Origin of the sequence: Vibrio sp. V15_P4S5T153 (genome assembly GCF_963874485.1) — a bacterium.
GTDB classification, from domain to species: domain Bacteria; phylum Pseudomonadota; class Gammaproteobacteria; order Enterobacterales; family Vibrionaceae; genus Vibrio; species Vibrio anguillarum.
Map to the genome: position 1 here is coordinate 64,683 of NZ_CAWNHR010000018.1, position 17,588 is coordinate 82,270.

At 44.2% G+C, this 17,588-nt stretch carries 20 protein-coding genes; 14 read left to right on the top strand and 6 right to left on the bottom strand.

The genetic code is table 11. The annotated features are described in order from the left end of the window. Positions 1-12 precede the first annotated feature (12 nt). From AACT42_RS15860 to AACT42_RS15880, 5 genes are all read left to right on the top strand, one after another. Positions 13-726, top strand: coding sequence for a S24 family peptidase (locus AACT42_RS15860; protein WP_094132366.1), 714 nt, complete (start codon positions 13-15; stop codon positions 724-726). Between the two features lie 268 nt (positions 727-994). After that, entirely contained in the window at positions 995-1,249 is a 255-nt protein-coding gene (locus tag AACT42_RS15865; protein ID WP_094132364.1) for a hypothetical protein, read from the top strand. A gap of 13 nt (positions 1,250-1,262) precedes the next feature. Continuing rightward, positions 1,263-1,445: a hypothetical protein gene (locus AACT42_RS15870; protein WP_094132362.1), complete on the top strand. Its 183-nt coding sequence runs from the start codon at positions 1,263-1,265 to the stop codon at positions 1,443-1,445. Beyond that, a complete protein-coding gene (locus tag AACT42_RS15875) occupies positions 1,427-2,650 on the top strand; it encodes a site-specific integrase (protein WP_094132360.1) in 1,224 nt (407 codons plus the stop codon). The genes AACT42_RS15870 and AACT42_RS15875 overlap by 19 nt, the downstream gene beginning before the upstream one ends. Positions 2,651-3,096: 446 nt before the next feature. Beyond that, positions 3,097-3,327 (top strand): hypothetical protein, encoded by a 231-nt coding sequence (locus tag AACT42_RS15880; RefSeq protein ID WP_094132358.1) that lies wholly within the window; start codon positions 3,097-3,099, stop codon positions 3,325-3,327. 329 nt (positions 3,328-3,656) lie between these two features. On the opposite strand, the gene AACT42_RS15885 is transcribed toward AACT42_RS15880, so the two are convergent. Next, positions 3,657-4,217 (bottom strand): TetR/AcrR family transcriptional regulator, encoded by a 561-nt coding sequence (locus AACT42_RS15885; protein WP_088720793.1) that lies wholly within the window; start codon positions 4,215-4,217, stop codon positions 3,657-3,659. Positions 4,218-4,315: 98 nt separating this feature from the next. On the opposite strand from AACT42_RS15885, the gene AACT42_RS15890 reads away from it, so the two are divergent. Further along, positions 4,316-4,771: an HPP family protein gene (locus AACT42_RS15890; protein ID WP_088720794.1), complete on the top strand. Its 456-nt coding sequence runs from the start codon at positions 4,316-4,318 to the stop codon at positions 4,769-4,771. Positions 4,772-4,946: 175 nt separating this feature from the next. Here the strand turns inward: AACT42_RS15890 and AACT42_RS15895 are convergent, their stop codons facing one another. Further along, on the bottom strand, positions 4,947-5,717 hold the full coding sequence (locus AACT42_RS15895) for a helix-turn-helix transcriptional regulator (protein WP_094132356.1): 771 nt from the start codon (positions 5,715-5,717) through the stop codon (positions 4,947-4,949). 106 nt (positions 5,718-5,823) lie between these two features. On the opposite strand from AACT42_RS15895, the gene AACT42_RS15900 reads away from it, so the two are divergent. Together AACT42_RS15900 and AACT42_RS15905 are read left to right on the top strand one after the other, a co-directional pair. Next, complete coding sequence (locus AACT42_RS15900) at positions 5,824-6,534, top strand: type 1 glutamine amidotransferase (RefSeq protein WP_094132354.1); 711 nt, start codon at positions 5,824-5,826, stop codon at positions 6,532-6,534. A 79-nt stretch (positions 6,535-6,613) separates the two neighbouring features. After that, positions 6,614-7,249 carry a LysE family translocator gene (locus AACT42_RS15905; RefSeq protein ID WP_094132352.1) on the top strand — a complete coding sequence of 212 codons (636 nt, stop codon included), beginning with the start codon at positions 6,614-6,616 and terminating at the stop codon, positions 7,247-7,249. A 336-nt stretch (positions 7,250-7,585) separates the two neighbouring features. Here the strand turns inward: AACT42_RS15905 and tdh are convergent, their stop codons facing one another. After that, positions 7,586-8,617 carry an L-threonine 3-dehydrogenase gene (gene tdh, locus AACT42_RS15910; RefSeq protein WP_019281861.1) on the bottom strand — a complete coding sequence of 344 codons (1,032 nt, stop codon included), beginning with the start codon at positions 8,615-8,617 and terminating at the stop codon, positions 7,586-7,588. Next, complete coding sequence (locus tag AACT42_RS15915; RefSeq protein WP_094132350.1) at positions 8,614-9,810, bottom strand: glycine C-acetyltransferase; 1,197 nt, start codon at positions 9,808-9,810, stop codon at positions 8,614-8,616. Before AACT42_RS15915 ends, tdh begins: the two co-directional genes overlap by 4 nt. 175 nt (positions 9,811-9,985) lie before the next feature. On the opposite strand from AACT42_RS15915, the gene AACT42_RS15920 reads away from it, so the two are divergent. Further along, positions 9,986-10,909, top strand: a complete 924-nt coding sequence (locus AACT42_RS15920) for a LysR family transcriptional regulator (protein ID WP_094132348.1) — start codon at positions 9,986-9,988, stop codon at positions 10,907-10,909. 9 nt (positions 10,910-10,918) lie between these two features. Beyond that, on the top strand, positions 10,919-11,302 hold the full coding sequence (gene gloA2 / locus AACT42_RS15925) for an SMU1112c/YaeR family gloxylase I-like metalloprotein (RefSeq protein ID WP_088733477.1): 384 nt from the start codon (positions 10,919-10,921) through the stop codon (positions 11,300-11,302). Positions 11,303-11,331: 29 nt separating this feature from the next. On the opposite strand, the gene AACT42_RS15930 is transcribed toward gloA2, so the two are convergent. Then, a complete protein-coding gene (locus AACT42_RS15930; protein ID WP_176429113.1) occupies positions 11,332-11,697 on the bottom strand; it encodes a hypothetical protein in 366 nt (121 codons plus the stop codon). A gap of 343 nt (positions 11,698-12,040) precedes the next feature. Between AACT42_RS15930 and uhpT the strand changes: the two genes are divergently transcribed. From uhpT to AACT42_RS15950, 4 genes are all read left to right on the top strand, one after another. Continuing rightward, positions 12,041-13,435, top strand: a complete 1,395-nt coding sequence (gene uhpT / locus AACT42_RS15935; RefSeq protein ID WP_017048964.1) for a hexose-6-phosphate:phosphate antiporter — start codon at positions 12,041-12,043, stop codon at positions 13,433-13,435. 195 nt (positions 13,436-13,630) lie between these two features. Further along, positions 13,631-14,236, top strand: coding sequence for a transcriptional regulator UhpA (uhpA, locus tag AACT42_RS15940; RefSeq protein WP_026028260.1), 606 nt, complete (start codon positions 13,631-13,633; stop codon positions 14,234-14,236). Then, positions 14,236-15,771, top strand: coding sequence for a signal transduction histidine-protein kinase/phosphatase UhpB (gene uhpB, locus AACT42_RS15945; RefSeq protein WP_094132345.1), 1,536 nt, complete (start codon positions 14,236-14,238; stop codon positions 15,769-15,771). The genes uhpA and uhpB overlap by 1 nt, the downstream gene beginning before the upstream one ends. Positions 15,772-15,790: 19 nt before the next feature. Beyond that, complete coding sequence (locus AACT42_RS15950; RefSeq protein ID WP_094132344.1) at positions 15,791-17,125, top strand: MFS transporter; 1,335 nt, start codon at positions 15,791-15,793, stop codon at positions 17,123-17,125. Positions 17,126-17,171: 46 nt separating this feature from the next. Here AACT42_RS15950 and AACT42_RS15955 read toward each other — a convergent pair whose 3' ends face one another. Beyond that, positions 17,172-17,558: a cytochrome b562 gene (locus AACT42_RS15955; RefSeq protein WP_013868020.1), complete on the bottom strand. Its 387-nt coding sequence runs from the start codon at positions 17,556-17,558 to the stop codon at positions 17,172-17,174. Positions 17,559-17,588: the final 30 nt, after the last annotated feature.

The following is a 17,588-nucleotide window of genomic DNA, read 5'->3' on the forward strand; positions in this document are numbered from 1 at the left end:
AAGATATCTAACATGACGAAAGAAACGATTGGCGAGCGTATTCGCCGAGTTCGAAAAGAACTCAAACTAACTCAACAACAAGTGGCCTCCAGTATTGGAGTTTCGCCTACGTCTCTTGTTTTCTGGGAGAGAAATGAAACCACACCTAAAGGCTCGAACTTAATTGCTCTGTGCAAAAAGTTACGAGTAGAGCCGCTTTGGCTACAAACCGGCAAGGGAAATCAAGACTCAACAGTTGGTAATCCTGAACTGCTCGGTAACATGCAAGTCTGGGATAGTAATACTCCCCTCGGTGACGACGAGGTTGCGGTTCCCTTCTTGTCCGATGTCCGTCTATCGGCAGGAAATGGCTTCGCCAATGATAGTGAGTCAGATAATGGCTTTCGATTAAGATTTGCCAAGTCCACTTTGCGCCGATATCACGTCTCCCCTGAAAATGCAGTTTGTGTCGCTATCTCAGGCGATAGCATGGAACCCGTTTTACCAAATGGCTCCACTGTAGGTATTGATTGTGGTGATAAAACTCTCATTGATGGAAAGATTTACGCCATTAATCACAACGGAGAACTGTTTATCAAAAAGCTCTATCACCTGCCCGGTGGTGGACTAAGAATTTATAGTTTTAATGAAATCGAATACCCTCCTAGAGAGTATTCACAAGAGCAAGTAGCTGAACAACAAATCTCTATCGTAGGTAGGGTTTTCTGGTATTCAGTTCTGTTGTAATTCCTGATCCCCCTTCCCAACACGTCATTCTACACGCTCAGCCAAGGATGGTGATTCCTCATCGTTCCTTCCTACTTATCCAGGATTCGCATCTTAAGAATTCTTGATTCATCACCCATTAGTTAGTTTTCTTACATTTATCTTGCAATATCAAAATTAGATAACTAACATTAAATATAAGTTATCTAACCACCGCTATTCCAATAGCGCGTGATTCCTGATTAAACGGTCTTTTGACCCACCAATCACTTATTGCGAGGAATTATCCATGGCGGCAACCATTGATACCCAATACGGAACAGTAACCACTTCACCACCTTACTTTAGCGAACGCTTACTTTGTTCAGTAATCTCGCTAACTCTTTATCCAACCGACGATAGCTGGGGAGTAAGCAAAGAATGCCCAGCAGAAATCACGATTACACCGTCATTTCTCAACATGTTTGCCAATGACGCAGCTCCGCTAGCTAAAAGCTTGGAGCAATGCACGCCACCAAAAAGATTGGTGAACAAGAAGAAATAGAAAGGTAGGCAATATGAGTCAATCGCAAATTTCCATCATCACTCTCAAAAAAGCAGCCGAAGTGATTGGCCTAAGCACTAAAACGCTGAGGCATAAAGCACGCGAAGGATTTTATCCATCAACAATCGTGAAAAAAATCCGCGGTACTTGGATGGTTGATATTGAGGAATGGAACAAATGGCATCGAATGCAGTAACCGATAATCTCCCATCAGGAGTAGAAATCCGCGGGAATTCTCTGAGAATTTCATTTTATTACATGGGCAACCGTCGTAGAGAATCCTTAGGCCTACCTCCAACAAAGCAAAACATTAATTTTGCTAAACAGAAGCGGGAAGCAATTCAATATGAAATCAAGATAGGTACTTTCAATTATGCCGCCCATTTTCCCGAGTCGAAACACGCATCAGGTGTGCCGCAGGCAAAGAATTTACAGCAACTTACCAAGCAGTTCCTTGACTACAAAGATCACGATATCCGCCGTTCTACGTTGCAAAGATATGATTGGGTGTTAAGGGACTTTATTAAAATATACGGAAAAACAAGAAGTAGTGACACTCTTTCACCTCGCACATTAACGGAGTTTCGCCAAGAGCTAGTTAAAGGGAAAACTGGCCGTACAATTAACCGAAATTTGGTGACAATCAACGCCTTCCTCGCTTGGCTCTATAAGATGGAATACGTCAGTCGCGATTTGTCTAAGATTCTACAAAGAGTGAAAGAAAGCGAAGTCGATATTCAACCCTTTTCGATGGCGGAGATCGACAGCATTTTGAAACACTGCCACCAACTGCAGCACCGCAATATCGTGACCTTGCTTGTCTATAGTGGCATACGCAGTGGCGAGCTTTGTGCACTGGCGTGGGAGGATGTGGATTTTGAGAATAAAACGATTCATATCCGCCGTTCGACTTATGATATGCGCGGATTAAAAACCACCAAAACAGACAAAGAGCGGTTTGTTGACCTACTGCCACCAGCTTTAGATGCTTTAAAAGCTCAACAATATTTAACCTACTCGTTCGAGCCTAAAGAGTACGATGTCGAATTACCCGGTCAGGCCTACAGAAAAGAGTCTCTGCGTTTTGTGTTTAATCCCAAAGTCGTTCGGGAGCAGAAGGTCAGTGGATATGACTATTACGGCAAACGTGCGCTCGGCCGAATGTGGACGGCACTGTGTAAAAAAGGAGGCGTCCATTACCGTAATCAGTATCAACTTCGGCACACCTACGCCAGTTGGATGATCACTCACGCTAACGTCAACGTAAGTTACTTGGCACAACAAATGGGCCACGCAGATATCACCATGGTCGCAAGGGTCTACGGTAAATGGCTGGTTGAATCGAACAAGAAAGAATCCGAACGGGTATGGCAAGAGCTAGAGAAAGTGAGGAATCAATAACCGCCGAGAGGCGGTTTTTTTGACTCTAGCGAAAGATATACATGACCAAACAAGTGGGTATAATAGCAAATTTTTGCCCCGAAACGTGTTTAAGCAAAGATTCACTTAATTTTTGTCATTGAAATTTACCATAGCAAACCTAATGGGTTAGGTTTGCAAATTGCAAAACCTGATCTGAATTATTATCGTGTATCTATAAAAAGCATCTCATTTAACTAAACTTTACCATGTACAATCATAACTATCCTGCTAAATCAATTACGGTTTTCTGCATCTATGGTATGCTGATTGCCTCTACTAAACAGGTGTTAGCTAATTCGGTTAGTAACAAGACCAAGGCGATTTACCATATCAATGATGTGTTCAGTGAGCGAAAACCGTTACCGCTTTCAGCAACAAATGAGTTTGTTGATAGGCTCCTAAATTAAGATAAGTAATGAAACTCTATGTACAACTATAACTATTTATATCTCATTGCTCTGCTTGCAGTTGTGATAATTGCGCTAGGCATATACTACTTGTCAGCGAGCTACAATAGAGCCAAAAAACGCTTGAGCAAACTATCTATTGAGCAACAAAACGAATTGCTTAGACACGTAAACGATCAACCATCCACTATTTCAGACAATATCATAAAAGGCTCTGCATTGAGCAAAATGGACTTGTTTGATGAATAAGGAAATACATGTATAGACCATTGCTCGATGATGCTGTTTTAAAGCTGATTGACGCAAAGCTACTCCTAAATGGTCTTGTTACAAGTAAGAATATTTAGCGTCATTTGGGCTTTGGAAGTGCGAAAGGCAGGAGTTTGGTATAAAAATTAACTCAGAAATGTCCAACGCTGAGCTAGCTCGGTTCTGCCCCTTTCTCATCTAGCCTCAAATTATGGACTAGCTACATATAACAGTCATTGGCCTACTATTTCTAATACACCTGAATAGAGAAGTGATCCTATCGTTTAAGTGGTCATTTATCATTCCATAACTCATGCGCCTTGAGTTGGTTAGTTCAAGCGTTCTTGAAGCGCTTTTAATATCTCAAGGCAATGTTTTATCACTGTATGGCTGTCACCACTCATATAAGCCGTTGTGATAGCGCCTTCTTTTAGTACGCATATTGATTCCAATAATAAAGGATCTTTACTATGAAGATGTCTTTGAATAACTCGGCGTACCTGCTGTTTATGTTGGTTACAAAAACGAGAAATTTCACTATCTGTATCGCTAAACTCGGCGGATGTGTTAATAAAAAAGCACCCTCTAAAATCGCCAAGTGTAGGTTCTTGGTTGTCAAACCAACTAGCTAATGCATTGAATAAGTTTTGAATTATGTCTGTATCAGAATCAGAGTCTGAAAGCTTGCTCTCTAGCCAGTCTATAAAACGTTCATGGCGTTGGTGCAAAGCCGCCAATATCAAAGCCTCTTTACTATCAAAATCCGTATATAAGGTTCTTTTCGCAACTCCGGATGATTTCAGAATTTCATTGATACCAATGGAATTGATTCCGTTTCGATAAAAAAGCTCTAACGCTGTGTCGATTAATATCTGACGTTTTTTACTCATATACATTCTCCTTTAAAACTATGTTGACACAAGTAGACCGATCTGTCTATTTTATAGTAGTAGACAAATCGGTCTACTAACGAAGGAAGCAACTACGTATGAATAATATTATTTTGTCAATTATTGCTGGGATTGGAGCGAGTATTGCCATTGGTGCATTGTCATATTTTGATCATACCTTTTACGATATAGCTCTATTGATGGCACCATTTGGAGCAACTACGGTACTTGTGTTTGGTGTTCCGGATAGTCCGTTGGCTCAGCCTAAGAATGTGATTCTAGGGCATTTATTAACATCTTTCGTCGGAGTGTTCTTCGTTCAGTTTGTCGGTGTAACGCCTATATGCTTAGCTTTGGCTACAGGAATAGCCGTCAGTTTGATGCTAGTTACTAAAACCACACACCCGCCCGCAGGCGCTAACCCATTGTTAATAATGTTATCGGGACACAGTTGGGGATTTTTGATTACTCCAGTGCTCATGGGGGCAATAGTTATTGTTTTGGTCGGTAAAAGTGTGGGAGTTTTAAGGCAAAAATTTGTTTTGAATAATTAACAAAGAATATTAGGTGAGTTCAGTTCTATATCATATAGCTACAACTGAATTGACTCACCTTTGCCCCAAAGTGAGTTTCGTCTCAGATAGTGCATCAGAGATGGTTCTTGATTTTGCTATACTAAAAATAATCCCAAAAGTAGTGTAATCCGTGTATTAGAGAGTCTGTACTCGTTTATAGGTTTGCAGTGCGGTATTTTCTTGGTGTCTGATTGAACAGCTTTTTAAAAGCCTGTACATAGGATGAATCAGATGCGTATCCCAACTCCATAGCAATTTCCTGTATGCTCATTTTCGAGCTTAATAATGGCAGAGATAAAACCAGCCTTATATTTTGTCGCCACAGAGCAAATGATTGAGAGAACTCTTTCGCACATAATCTGGATAATGTGCGCTCAGATGCTCCGACTTTTTTTGCCCATTCTTTTAACGTAAACGGTAAGTCAGGTTGCTGTTTAAGCTGTAGAAAAATAGATAAAAGGCGTTTGTCCGTAGGGATGAGAAGTGGTATTTCATAACTTTTTGCTGCCTCGATTTGATCTCGTAAGACTGTTAACAAATGTGCCAAGTTGGATTCCGGCTGTGAGAGCGTATCACTTTTAAATAAAAGCAATATCAACTCTTTGAGGAAGGAGCTTACCTGACAGGATTTCGGCTCACTTCCATACTGCACATGTTTGTTAGGGTTGAGGTAAATCGCTAAAAATTCTGTGTCTGTAATTGCAACAGATTTATGAATGGTATTGGCGGGGATAAAGAGCATACCATTGTGAGGGACTATTCCACTTTTATCACTAATGTCTGATTGTAACAAACCTTGACGTGGGAAGACGATTTGGTGCCATGGGTGTGAATGGAAATCATCAATATAACCAGAAGCCATGATAGTCGTTTTAGTTATAAATTGTTTATCTGGAAAATCTCTGATTAAATCATTAGCTTGCATAAATGGCGGCTTGTCTACATTAATTGTCAGTCATTATAAATTACGCCAGTTTGTTTTGATATAACATCATCAGTCAATTGTTATCAAAAAACAAAAGGACTAAATGATGCACATTCACTTTATCATCCATGAACATTTTGAAGCTCCGGGAGCTTATGAGTCTTGGGCTAAAACTCGTGGCCATTCAACGGGTTACTCTCGGGTTTATGACGGTGACTCTCTTCCGGAAAAAGTAGATGATATCGATTTTCTGATTGTCATGGGCGGCCCACAAGATCCTGTGACCACTATCGAACAATGTGCTCATTTCGATGCCAAAGGTGAAAAGGCGGTAATTACAAAAGCGATTGATGCAGGAAAAGTCGTACTTGGTATTTGTTTGGGATCTCAACTCATTGGTGAAGCATTAGGTGCTCACTATGAGCATAGTCCTGAACGCGAAATTGGTAAGTTCCCTATCACGCTAACCAAAGACGGCAGTACCCATCCACTGTTTGACCATTTCGGCACCGTTCTGGAAGTGGGGCATTGGCACAACGACATGCCGGGACTGACTCCAGACGCCAAAATCATTGCGTACAGTGAAGGCTGTCCTCGACAAATCGTTGCTTATAGCGATTTTGTGTTTGGTTTTCAGTGTCATATGGAATTGACTAAAGATGTTGTAGCGTTGCTGATAGAAAATGATGATCTCAGCGAGGCAGCAAACTATCGTTTCGTTGATGAGCCTGAAGTACTAATGAATCATGACTATGATGAGATGAACCAAAAGCTACACGAATTTTTGGATAAACTAGCGAAAGCCTATCAAGCATAAAGTTAAGTTTCTGGTAGCTTTTTATTTTATCACCGGCTCATTGAGCTGGTTTTTTTATAGATAGTTAGTGAGGAAACACATGGACCTTGATTTGCAAACATACATGCCAATATTGGCAATCACTGGAGCGCTTACTCTCGGCGCTATGAGTCCGGGTCCCAGCTTTATCTTTGTTGCCAGACGAGCAATTTCACTTTCAAGACGGCATGGGATTTTTACCGCGTTAGGTATGGGGACGGGAGCTTTAGTTCTATCGGTTGCCGCCTTACTCGGATTACAAACGATTTTTAGCCTGATGCCGGTAAGCTATTCAATATTTAAAATTGCAGGCGGATGCTATCTCTTGTTTTTGGCATTTGGAATTGTGAGATCAGCTCGAATTCCGTTACAGTCCATAGATGCTACTCGATGCCAAGACATTTCCTTATTTCGTTCGTACTTATTAGGTTTAGGAACCCAACTCAGCAACCCCAAAACAGCCATCGTATTTGCCAGCGTATTTACAACACTGCTACCGCAAAATATACCTACGTATTTCTATATTGTGGTTCCAATCTGCACATTTTTGAGTAATGCAGGATGGTATCTTATTGTAGCTTTAGTTTTATCTGCTTCACGCCCTCGTCAAGCGTACTTAAAATTTAAACAATTTATTGATTATTTGTCTGGGTCAGTGATGGGAGGATTAGGATTGAAATTAATCATCAGTCGCTAATAAGTGTCACGAATGAGCACTTTGCTATACTTCAAGTAATGCATTAAATGCTAATTTAGCAAAATCGATAACTTACATGTGTCCAAACTTGTGTCAAGCCGAACTAATCTGGCTAATTTTTGTCCAATTATTACTTAGGAATACCTCACTTCTGCCGTATTGTGACAATGGGACCAAAACAAACTTAAAATGGTCCCATCAAAAAGTGAGATGGGACCAAAATGGGACCATAGCAGGGGCTAAATTGGGTCGCATCTTCCACTTTACTGTTTATAAAAACAGTGCTAGCCAAAAACAAAGCGCCCCTTACGGAGCGCTATGTGGAAAGATTTTCGGTTACTGCCAATCAAGGATAACTTTGCCAGAAAGCCCGCTGCGCATAGCATCGAAGCCCGTTTGAAAGTCATCAATTTTGTAATGGTGAGTGATGATTGGCGTTAGATCGAGGCCAGATTGAATGAGGCTTGCCATCTTATACCAAGTTTCGAACATTTCACGGCCATAGATACCTTTGATCACCAAACCTTTGAAGATCACTTGGTTCCAATCGATCGCCATATCTGAAGGTGGGATACCTAATAAAGCAATACGACCACCGTGATTCATGGTTTTCAGCATAGAACTAAAGGCACTCGGTACGCCTGACATTTCAAGGCCGACGTCAAAACCTTCTGTCATGCCAAGTTCACTCATGACCTCTTCTAACTTTTGTTCCGCAACATTCACGGCGCGTGTCACGCCCATTTTGCGTGCAAGCTCAAGACGATATTCATTGACATCAGTGATCACCACATGGCGCGCACCAACGTGTTTCGCCACTGCGGCCGCCATGATACCGATTGGACCAGCACCAGTGATCAGCACATCTTCACCGACTAAATCAAATGACAATGCAGTATGTACAGCGTTACCAAATGGGTCAAAAATCGAGGCTAGATCATCGGAAATACCATCTGGGATCTTGAAAGCATTAAACGCAGGGATAACTAAGTATTCAGAAAATGCACCAGTGCGGTTCACACCAACACCCACAGTATTACGACATAAGTGAGTACGACCACCACGGCAATTTCGACAATGGCCGCAAGTAATGTGACCTTCGCCAGACACGCGATCACCTAATTCAAAACCGCGAACTTCTTGACCAATGCCAACCACTTCACCGACGTATTCATGGCCAACCACCATTGGTACTGGGATGGTTTTTTGTGACCACTCATCCCAGTTATAGATGTGAACATCGGTGCCACAAATTGCGGTTTTCTTAATTTTAATCAGCAGATCGTTGTGACCAAGTTCAGGCATTGGCACTTCGGTCATCCAAATGCCTTGCTCTGGTTTGAGTTTGGATAATGCTTTAATTTTCATTTAATGAGCCCCATTTCTTGGCCAACAGCAATAAACGCATCAATGGCGTGGTCGAGTTGCTCGCGGCTATGCGCGGCTGACATTTGTGTACGAATACGAGCTTGGCCTTTGGGCACAACAGGGAACGAGAAACCAACAACATAAATGCCCTTAGCTAGTGCTCGCTCTGCAAACTCTGCTGCAACGATAGCATCGCCGAGCATAATTGGGATGATGGCGTGATCCGCCCCCCCCATAGTGAACCCCGCGCCTTCCATACGAGTACGGAAGTGCGCGGCGTTATCCCAAAGTTGGTCGCGAAGCGCAGCGCTTTCTGCCAGTAAATCCAGCACGCGAATCGATGCTGCAACAATCGCTGGCGCAACCGAATTAGAGAACAAATAAGGACGTGAACGTTGACGAAGCCAATCAATAACTTCTTTCTTGCCTGAAGTGTAACCGCCGGATGCGCCACCCATGGCTTTACCAAGTGTGCCAGTGATGATATCAATACGGTCAATCACATCATGGTATTCATGCGTGCCACGGCCATTTGCACCCATAAATCCAACCGCGTGAGAATCATCCACCATCACTAAGGCGTTGTATTTATCCGCCAAGTCACAGATGGCAGGCAAGTTAGCCACTACACCGTCCATTGAGAACACGCCATCCGTTACGATGAGCTTATTACGAGCGCCCTCCGCATCGGCTGCGATCAACTGCTGTTCCAACTCTTGCATGTTATTGTTGGAGTAACGAAAACGCATCGCTTTACATAAACGCACACCATCAATGATTGAGGCATGGTTTAACGCGTCAGAGATAATCGCGTCTTCTTTATCTAAAATAGTTTCAAATAAACCGGTGTTTGCATCAAAACATGAGGTGTAAAGAATCGTATCTTCTTTCCCTAAGAATTGAGAGAGTTTCTGTTCCAGCTGTTTATGGATATCTTGCGTACCACAGATGAAACGCACCGAAGCCATACCAAAGCCGTGACTGTCCATCCCCTCTTTCGCCGCTTCAACCAGCGCAGGATGATTAGCCAAACCAAGGTAGTTGTTGGCACAAAAGTTCAACACTTCTTCACCAGTAGAAATCTCGACCGCCGCTTGTTGTTGCGAGGTAATCACACGTTCAGATTTATACAGACCTTCCGCTTTGATTTCCTCAAGCTGGTTTTGGATCTGTTGATAAAATGCAGAAGACATTGCTACGTCCTTATTTTTATATAGCGCAATAGCTATGGTGTAGGGCAGCCTAAACGAAAAATAGACCCTTCATTTACACTGTAAAATTGCTTAATGGTATTTTAGTTGATCCCATTTACGACTATTATCCCATGACATGGAAAACCATTCGTGAACTTCAGGCACAAATACAATTATGATCACGCATCGTCTTATCGCCCTGCTGCCTGATTTAGCGGCTTTCATTCTCGTCGTCAATGAAGGTAGCTTTACGGCAGCAGCTCAAAAGCTGGGGGTAACACCTTCGGCATTAAGTAAATTGATTACCCGTTTAGAACAAGCGCTATCAGTGAAGTTATTTGAGCGAACCACGCGCCAGCTCTTAATCACTCAGGCAGGAAAGCGCGTTTATGATCAAAGTCTGTTGATGGTCAACGCTGCGCAGCAAGCGGTTGAGCTTTCCACCTCTGACCACACCGAACCTTCAGGTTCACTCACTGTTGCGGCACCTGAAGCATTTTTGAACTCAGTTCTGCAACCCCTTGTGCTTCCTTTTCTAACTCAATACCCTGAAATTCAACTTAAGCTGAGAGCTGCAGATGGTGCGATCGATTTATTCAAACACAATATTGATGTGGCGTTTAAACTGACTGATAAGCCAGATGAAAACTTGGTACTGCGTGAAATTGGCAAAACCCACTTAGTGTTGTGCGCCAGCCCAGAATATATAGAGGCCAGAGGCATGCCCACCCACCCTATCGAATTAACGGATCACGACTGCTTGTATCTTGCCGAAACCGAGCGTGACCATCTCTGGGATTTTCATAAAGAAGATGAGTTCCATACAGTGGCCGTCTCAGGCCGCTATGCAGTAAACCACTCACAAATGCGTTTGAACGGCGTGAAAAATGGCTTAGGTATCGGCATCTTCCATGATTTTGTCATTCAGCAAGCGCTCGTTGAAGGCAGCGTCGTCCGGCTATTAGCCGATTGGACGATCAAAAGTAATTACTACGGCTCAATTGCCATGCAATATCCGCAAACCAAGTACATGCCAGCAAGGCTGCGGGTGTTCATTGATTACGTCACTGAACATTTGGTCAGCCAACTCAAAAAATAAAGGTTAATCATGCTAAAACGAATCCACCACGCGGCAATTATTTGTTCAGACTACGCACGTTCCAAAGCGTTTTATACTCAGATCTTAGGGCTGCCTGTTATTGCTGAAAATTACCGCGCCGCTCGCGATTCATACAAGCTGGATCTTGCTCTGCCCGATGGCGGACAAATTGAGCTGTTCTCATTTCCAAATACACCACCAAGACCAAGCTTCCCTGAAGCTCAAGGGCTACGACATTTAGCGTTTGTGGTGAACAGTGTCAGTGAAGTCAAAGCGTATTTAGAGGAAAAAGGCGTCATCGTCGAGCCCATCCGCGTTGATGAGTTCACTGGTCGCGAATACACATTTTTCGCCGACCCAGATGGTTTACCGTTAGAGCTTTATTCTGAATAGTGAATAGAGGAAGGGATCAAAGCTATTTTCTAACTCCAGTACAACAGATTAAATAATGGTGGCGCACGAGGAACTTGTTTTTCAAATCGTACACTTAGAGCCAAAAAAGTGTAGCTGTCTGAAACAAACAAGTTCAGTCGTGTCAGTAAAGGTGTCGTTGGAAGTGAATCTTGATGAAAGGTGGAGAAATGAGCAAAGGGACAGGGTTTCGTATGCTGTGTCTGTACTTTTCCCTCTTCAATTTGAACCAGCTCAAAACCATTAATGGTGCACAGTGTGGCCCAAACCCCCGCCGTATTGCCATGCGCGTTTATTACAGGCATAAGCGACACCAACACCCAACTGAGCGCGCTGGTGAGCAACATTATTCTGTTAAAACGGTTTAGGCGAATCATAGCAACACTCAATTTTTTCTTGTCAACACTATATAACGCAATGATAAAAATAACAGTGCGGCAGCGCTAAAACTTAACAAATACCCTCAAGTTCGCTACAAATCGTTAGCTTAAAGACGACGTTTCAAGATGCATATCAATGTGACTCCATTCACGCTTTGTCTATCAATCCACCCAAACTAGGAAATATTCCTAACTCAGTTAGGCCATGCCCTCAAGTCAATCGCCAAGCCGATTTTTACAATCACTCTATGATGCAGCCAGACGGTTGCTAGCCATTCGACTCTGGTGTGAATTGACTGACAGCAGAGATTTCTTTGACGTGATTTTCTAAGGATTTCACATGCTAAAACTTTTGCAACAGGTTCGGCTACCGACCCTCGATCTCCCCGCAGCAGAACGCCGTAAAATGTGGTTCAAACCATTTTTACAATCATACCTTGTGGTGTTTATTGGCTACATGGCGATGTATTTAGTGCGCAAAAACTTCAACGTTGCACAAAACGATATGATTTCAACCTACGGCTTGTCGATGACACAGCTAGGGCTGATTGGTCTTGGTTTCTCCATCACTTACGGGATTGGTAAGACAGTGGTCTCTTACTACGCCGATGGCAAGAACACGAAACAGTTCCTACCTTTTATGCTGATCCTTTCTGGTATTGCAATGCTTGGATTTAGCATGAGCATGGGCGGTTCAAGCGTCAGCATTTTCCTAATGGTTGCTTTTTATGCGCTAAGCGGTTTTTTCCAAAGTACTGGTGGGCCATCAAGCTACTCCACTATCACCAAATGGACGCCCAAAAATAAACGCGGCACCTACTTGGGTTTATGGAATATGTCGCACAATGTCGGCGGCGCAGGTGCGGCAGGCGTAGCACTGTTTGGTGCAAACTATCTCTTTAATGGTCATGTTGTGGGCATGTTTGTGTTCCCGTCGATCATCGCATTAGTGGTGGGTTTCATTGGTTTGCGTTACGGTAGTGACTCTCCTGAAGCCTACGGTTTAGGTACGGTCGAAGAGTTGTTTGATGAAGCGGTCAGCGAGGAAGATATTGCTGCGGAAGAAAACCAAATGACCAAACGTGAGATCTTTGTTGAATACATTTTGAAAAACAAAGTGATTTGGTTACTCTGCTTTGCCAACATCTTCCTCTACATCGTGCGTATCGGCATCGACCAGTGGTCTACTGTGTATGCCTATCAAGAACTTGGTTTGTCAAAAGAAGCGGCCATTTCAGGCTTCACTCTCTTTGAAGTGGGCGCATTAGTCGGCACTTTAATGTGGGGTTATCTGTCCGATCTTGCTAATGGCCGCCGAGCTTTGGTCGCCTGTGTCTCTCTGGGACTCATCATTGTTGCGCTCGAATTCTATCAGCACGCCACCAGCGAGTTTATGTATCTCGGGTCACTGTTTGTGCTAGGTTTCCTTGTTTTTGGCCCACAATTACTGATTGGTGTTGCTGCGGTTGGCTTTGTGCCGAAAAAAGCGATCAGTGTCGCCGATGGCGTTAAGGGCACCTTTGCTTACTTAATTGGTGATAGTTTTGCCAAACTTGGCCTAGGTATGATCGCCGACGGTACACCGATTTTTGGCCTCACCGGCTGGAAGGGCACCTTTGCTGCGCTCGACACTTCAGCGATGATCTGTATCGTGCTGCTGATTTTTGTCGCGATCGCAGAAGAGCGTAAGATCCGCCATGAGAAAAGGCTAAAGCTGGCCGCAGCTGCCGCTTAGCTCCCAGCAAAATCAAACGCGATATTCTCTTTTATGAGTGTGTCGCGTTTTATTGTGCCACCCCTTCCTTTTTGACGCGCTAGACTCCTCTACAATGGCATCCATAGCAAAGGGATATATTGCTTGTTTAATTGTCTCTGTGGCGTTAGTTTAAGCTCCCTTTTTACTCAGGCAATATAAACAGCGGGGATTGTGATGATCAAAGTAGCACTAGTGGATGACCATATCGTGGTACGTTCAGGCTTTGCCCAACTCATGAACCTTGAAGACGACATCCAAGTGGTCGGCCAATTTAGCTCGGCAGCCGAAGCGCGCGCAGGGCTTCCCGGCACGGGGGCAAACGTCTGTATTCTTGATATTTCAATGCCTGATGAAAGCGGGCTGTCGCTGCTTCAAGATCTACCCTCTGGGATAGCGTGCATTATGCTGAGCGTTCACGATTCCGCGGCCATGGTCGAAAAAGCCTTGGAGGCTGGAGCAAGAGGCTACTTAAGCAAACGATGTAGCCCAGATGAACTTATCCAAGCCGTACGAACCAGCGCCCACGGTGGTTGCTACTTAACACCCGATATTGCGCTTAAACTCACCTCCCCCAAGCGCGAGGCAAAGCTATTGGCACAGTTGACCAAACGTGAACGGCAAATCAGTGAAATGCTGGCTGCCGGGCTGGATGTGAAAGCGGTCGCCAATGAGCTTGGACTTAGCCACAAAACCATTCATGTCCATCGCGCCAATGCAATGGATAAGTTAGGTGTGAGCAATAACGTGGCCTTAGCGAAATATTTTTCTGACTCATTCTAATGCCACGCTATTTTATTACGTCACTCTGCGCTTGGTTTCTGCTCTCTTGCAGTTGGTTTTGCTTGTGGGTTATCGCCTACTATTTTGTCAACGATCCGGAACTGGCGATCTTCTTCTTTCCTTTTGCTCTGCGTTTAGGCACTGCGCTGCACAGTCCACAACGTTACTGGCCCGCGATTTATGGTGCAGAATGGTGGCTGACGATTGCGCTCGCCATGCTAATGGAACAACCTCAATGGCTGACAGTACTCGCCGCCAGTATCGCAACGCTGCCCTTAAACCTGCTCGCCCAACGCTACTACCACGGAAGTCAGTGGCGTCGCTTTATTGTGATGGGCGGGTTGATCCTCGCCAGCGCTATCATTAATACGCTGGCCACCACCTACCACGGCCATACCGCGTCAATGGTGATGTTAGTCAGCATCACAGCTGGCTTAATGATTGTGCCAAGCTGCTATTTGATATGGAATTATCTTTTCCAAAGCACTTGGGTTCCACTGACGGCGAACTTAGTCTCTCGTCATATCGAATTTCGCACGCGTCACGTCTTACTCTACTCTTTACTATTTATTTTAAGCATTGCGCTGCAAATTGGTTTACCTGATGAACTTCGGCGTTTTGCGCCATTTTGTTTAGCCATCCCGATCATTTTGCTCGCTTTTCGCTACGGCTGGCAAGGTGCATTGCTCGGTACGCTGCTCAATAGCATTGCATTGATCGCGGCTCGTAGTGGTGTCTCTAATATGGAAATCACTGATCTCCTGCTCTCTCTTTCAGCACAAAGTTTAACCGGCATTTTGCTGGGAATGGGTGTGCAGCGACAAAGAGATCTCAACACCAAGCTGCGCCAACAGCTTGATCGTAACCAAAATTTGTCCCGCCAATTAGTCAAAGCTGAAGAATCTGTTCGGCGTGATATTGCTCGCGAGCTGCACGATGAGATCGGTCAAAACATTACCGCTATCCGTACTCAAGCCAGCATTATTCAACGCGTCGAATCTCAGCCCGTCACCAGCCATTGTGCTAAAACCATTGAGTCTCTCTCTTTAAATGTTTATGACACAACTAAAAGTTTGCTAACCCGTTTACGCCCTAAAACCTTAGATGATTTAGGCCTAGTCGAAGCACTGGATCAACTGCTGCGTGACCTTGAATTTGAGACGCACGGCATTCAAACTCAAGTGGTTTGGACGGGGAATTCAACCGCTCAACTGCAAAAGTTAAGTGACGCCACCAAGGTGACCCTTTATCGATTGTGCCAAGAGGCGCTCAATAATGCCTTGAAATACGCAGAAGCTAGCCACATTGTGATTGAGTTTTCGTTAGCAAGTGATGTCACACTGCGCATTCACGATGATGGCATCGGTTTCAAAGCACAAGCGCAGCTGAACGGCTTTGGTTTACGGGGGATGCGTGAGCGAGTCGAGGCATTGGGTGGCCACTTTCAGATTATTAGCCACTGTCAGTCTACAACAGCCAACCACGATATAAGCAAGAATGGCACTCAGCTTACCGTCACACTGCCCCACTTATAATCGTGGAATATAAAGCACTATGATAAATTTTCTACGCTCTCAACCACCGAAACCGCTTCTTGCATCAGCGCAAGAGGTTAACCAGCAGTACCGTTATTGGCGCTTTCACATCATGATGGCGATGTATGTCGGTTATGCGCTTTTCTACTTCACGCGTAAAAGTTTGAATTACGCCATGCCCGCGATGATTGCTGACCTCGGTTTAGATAAGAGTGATATTGGCATCATGGGCACGTTGTTTTACATCACCTATGGTATCTCAAAATTTCTGTCCGGGATTTTGTCGGACCGCTCCAACCCGCGCTATTTTATGGGCCTAGGGTTAATGGCAACGGGTTTTATCAATATTCTGTTTGGCTTTTCAAGCTCAATCAGTATGTTCATCTTACTCTGGGTGCTCAATGCTTGGTTCCAAGGTTGGGGATGGCCTTCTTGCTCTAAACTCCTGACAACTTGGTATTCGCGCTCTGAACGTGGTTTTTGGTGGGCGTTATGGAATACCGCTCATAACGTGGGGGGCGCGTTGATCCCATTACTGGTTGGCTTTCTCACTTTCCATTTTAGTTGGCGCGAAGGTTTTATTGTGCCGGGCTGTTTAGCCGTTATTGGTGGGGTTTTCTTATGTTGGCGATTGCGTGATAAACCAATGACCCAAGGTTTACCCAGCGTTGGTCAATGGCGTAATGACGCCCTTGAACTGGCGCAAGAAAATGAAGGCCTCGGCCTTAGCACTAAACAGATCTTGCACACATATGTGTTAGGAAATAAGTACATTTGGTTACTCGCCTTGAGCTATGTACTGGTCTACATAGTGCGTACTGCCATCAATGATTGGGGAAATATCTACCTTACCGAGCAACAAGGCTATGATTTGATCACGGCTAATGGCGCGCTTTCGCTGTTTGAAGTCGGTGGGTTTATTGGATCGTTAGTCGCAGGATGGGGTTCAGACAAACTGTTTGGCGGCAACCGTGGGCCAATGAACCTGATTTTTTCAATGGGCATTTTTCTTTCGGTGGCAGCGCTGTGGCTGATGCCGTTAACGGGGTTTGTATTCCAAGCCGCTGGCTTTTTTACGATTGGCTTTTTTGTCTTTGGCCCACAAATGTTAATTGGTATGGCCGCCGCGGAGTGTTCTCACAAAGATTCGGCTGGCGCAGCAACTGGGTTTGTGGGGTTATTTGCGTATATGGGCGCAGCGCTCGCCGGTTACCCGTTAGCCATTATTGTCGAGCAATTCGAATGGCGAGGTTTTTTTGTCACCATTTCTGTTTGCGCCGCTGTGATCGGCTTACTACTGCTGCCTTTCTTACAAGCTCAGTTTTCAGGCAGTGACCACCCCACGAACCATTGAACGTTATATCCAATCCAACGTTATCGTGAGGGGGCCACAAAGCTAATTAACCAAATAAGCGCTTCCAGATACTTGGGTTACGCTGCTCGTGGTATTCAACACGCAGTTCGTCTACCGTCCGCAGCGTTTGTTGAGCTTGTTCTAAATTTCCTTGCTCAAGATCCACTTCGATTTTGTCTAATGCCACGGAAAGCTTATTAAACCCTTCTAAATAGAGATCTTGCTTCTCCGGTGGATAATTTCCCCGTTTTGACTCTTCAACCAACTGACTTAATCTCTCAATGGGTGCTTGCATTGTTTCAACGCTGGTCGCTTCTGCCGCTTGTTTAAATTCAAGCTTCATTTGTTTCATGTTCTGTTTTAAGTCAACATTAGCCGCCGACACGCTAGCCGCAAATAATGCGCAAGCTGTTAGTATCATTATTTTTTTCATAATTATTTCTTTTTATTCTGGCAAGAAGTG

Excerpts from the sequence above, each read along its gene's own strand:
- AACT42_RS15955 (WP_013868020.1), bottom strand. The coding sequence starts at position 17,558 with ATGAAAAAAATAATGATACTAACAGCTTGCGCATTATTTGCGGCTAGC.
- AACT42_RS15890 (WP_088720794.1), top strand. The coding sequence starts at position 4,316 with ATGAATAATATTATTTTGTCAATTATTGCTGGGATTGGAGCGAGTATT.
- AACT42_RS15900 (WP_094132354.1), top strand. The coding sequence starts at position 5,824 with ATGCACATTCACTTTATCATCCATGAACATTTTGAAGCTCCGGGAGCT.
- uhpT (WP_017048964.1), top strand. The coding sequence starts at position 12,041 with ATGCTAAAACTTTTGCAACAGGTTCGGCTACCGACCCTCGATCTCCCC.
- gloA2 (WP_088733477.1), top strand. The coding sequence starts at position 10,919 with ATGCTAAAACGAATCCACCACGCGGCAATTATTTGTTCAGACTACGCA.
- AACT42_RS15865 (WP_094132364.1), top strand. The coding sequence starts at position 995 with ATGGCGGCAACCATTGATACCCAATACGGAACAGTAACCACTTCACCA.
- AACT42_RS15885 (WP_088720793.1), bottom strand. The coding sequence starts at position 4,217 with ATGAGTAAAAAACGTCAGATATTAATCGACACAGCGTTAGAGCTTTTT.
- tdh (WP_019281861.1), bottom strand. The coding sequence starts at position 8,617 with ATGAAAATTAAAGCATTATCCAAACTCAAACCAGAGCAAGGCATTTGG.
- AACT42_RS15905 (WP_094132352.1), top strand. The coding sequence starts at position 6,614 with ATGGACCTTGATTTGCAAACATACATGCCAATATTGGCAATCACTGGA.
- AACT42_RS15920 (WP_094132348.1), top strand. The coding sequence starts at position 9,986 with ATGATCACGCATCGTCTTATCGCCCTGCTGCCTGATTTAGCGGCTTTC.
- uhpB (WP_094132345.1), top strand. The coding sequence starts at position 14,236 with ATGCCACGCTATTTTATTACGTCACTCTGCGCTTGGTTTCTGCTCTCT.
- AACT42_RS15895 (WP_094132356.1), bottom strand. The coding sequence starts at position 5,717 with ATGCAAGCTAATGATTTAATCAGAGATTTTCCAGATAAACAATTTATA.
- AACT42_RS15880 (WP_094132358.1), top strand. The coding sequence starts at position 3,097 with ATGTACAACTATAACTATTTATATCTCATTGCTCTGCTTGCAGTTGTG.
- AACT42_RS15860 (WP_094132366.1), top strand. The coding sequence starts at position 13 with ATGACGAAAGAAACGATTGGCGAGCGTATTCGCCGAGTTCGAAAAGAA.
- uhpA (WP_026028260.1), top strand. The coding sequence starts at position 13,631 with ATGATCAAAGTAGCACTAGTGGATGACCATATCGTGGTACGTTCAGGC.
- AACT42_RS15915 (WP_094132350.1), bottom strand. The coding sequence starts at position 9,810 with ATGTCTTCTGCATTTTATCAACAGATCCAAAACCAGCTTGAGGAAATC.
- AACT42_RS15870 (WP_094132362.1), top strand. The coding sequence starts at position 1,263 with ATGAGTCAATCGCAAATTTCCATCATCACTCTCAAAAAAGCAGCCGAA.
- AACT42_RS15875 (WP_094132360.1), top strand. The coding sequence starts at position 1,427 with ATGGCATCGAATGCAGTAACCGATAATCTCCCATCAGGAGTAGAAATC.
- AACT42_RS15930 (WP_176429113.1), bottom strand. The coding sequence starts at position 11,697 with ATGATTCGCCTAAACCGTTTTAACAGAATAATGTTGCTCACCAGCGCG.
- AACT42_RS15950 (WP_094132344.1), top strand. The coding sequence starts at position 15,791 with ATGATAAATTTTCTACGCTCTCAACCACCGAAACCGCTTCTTGCATCA.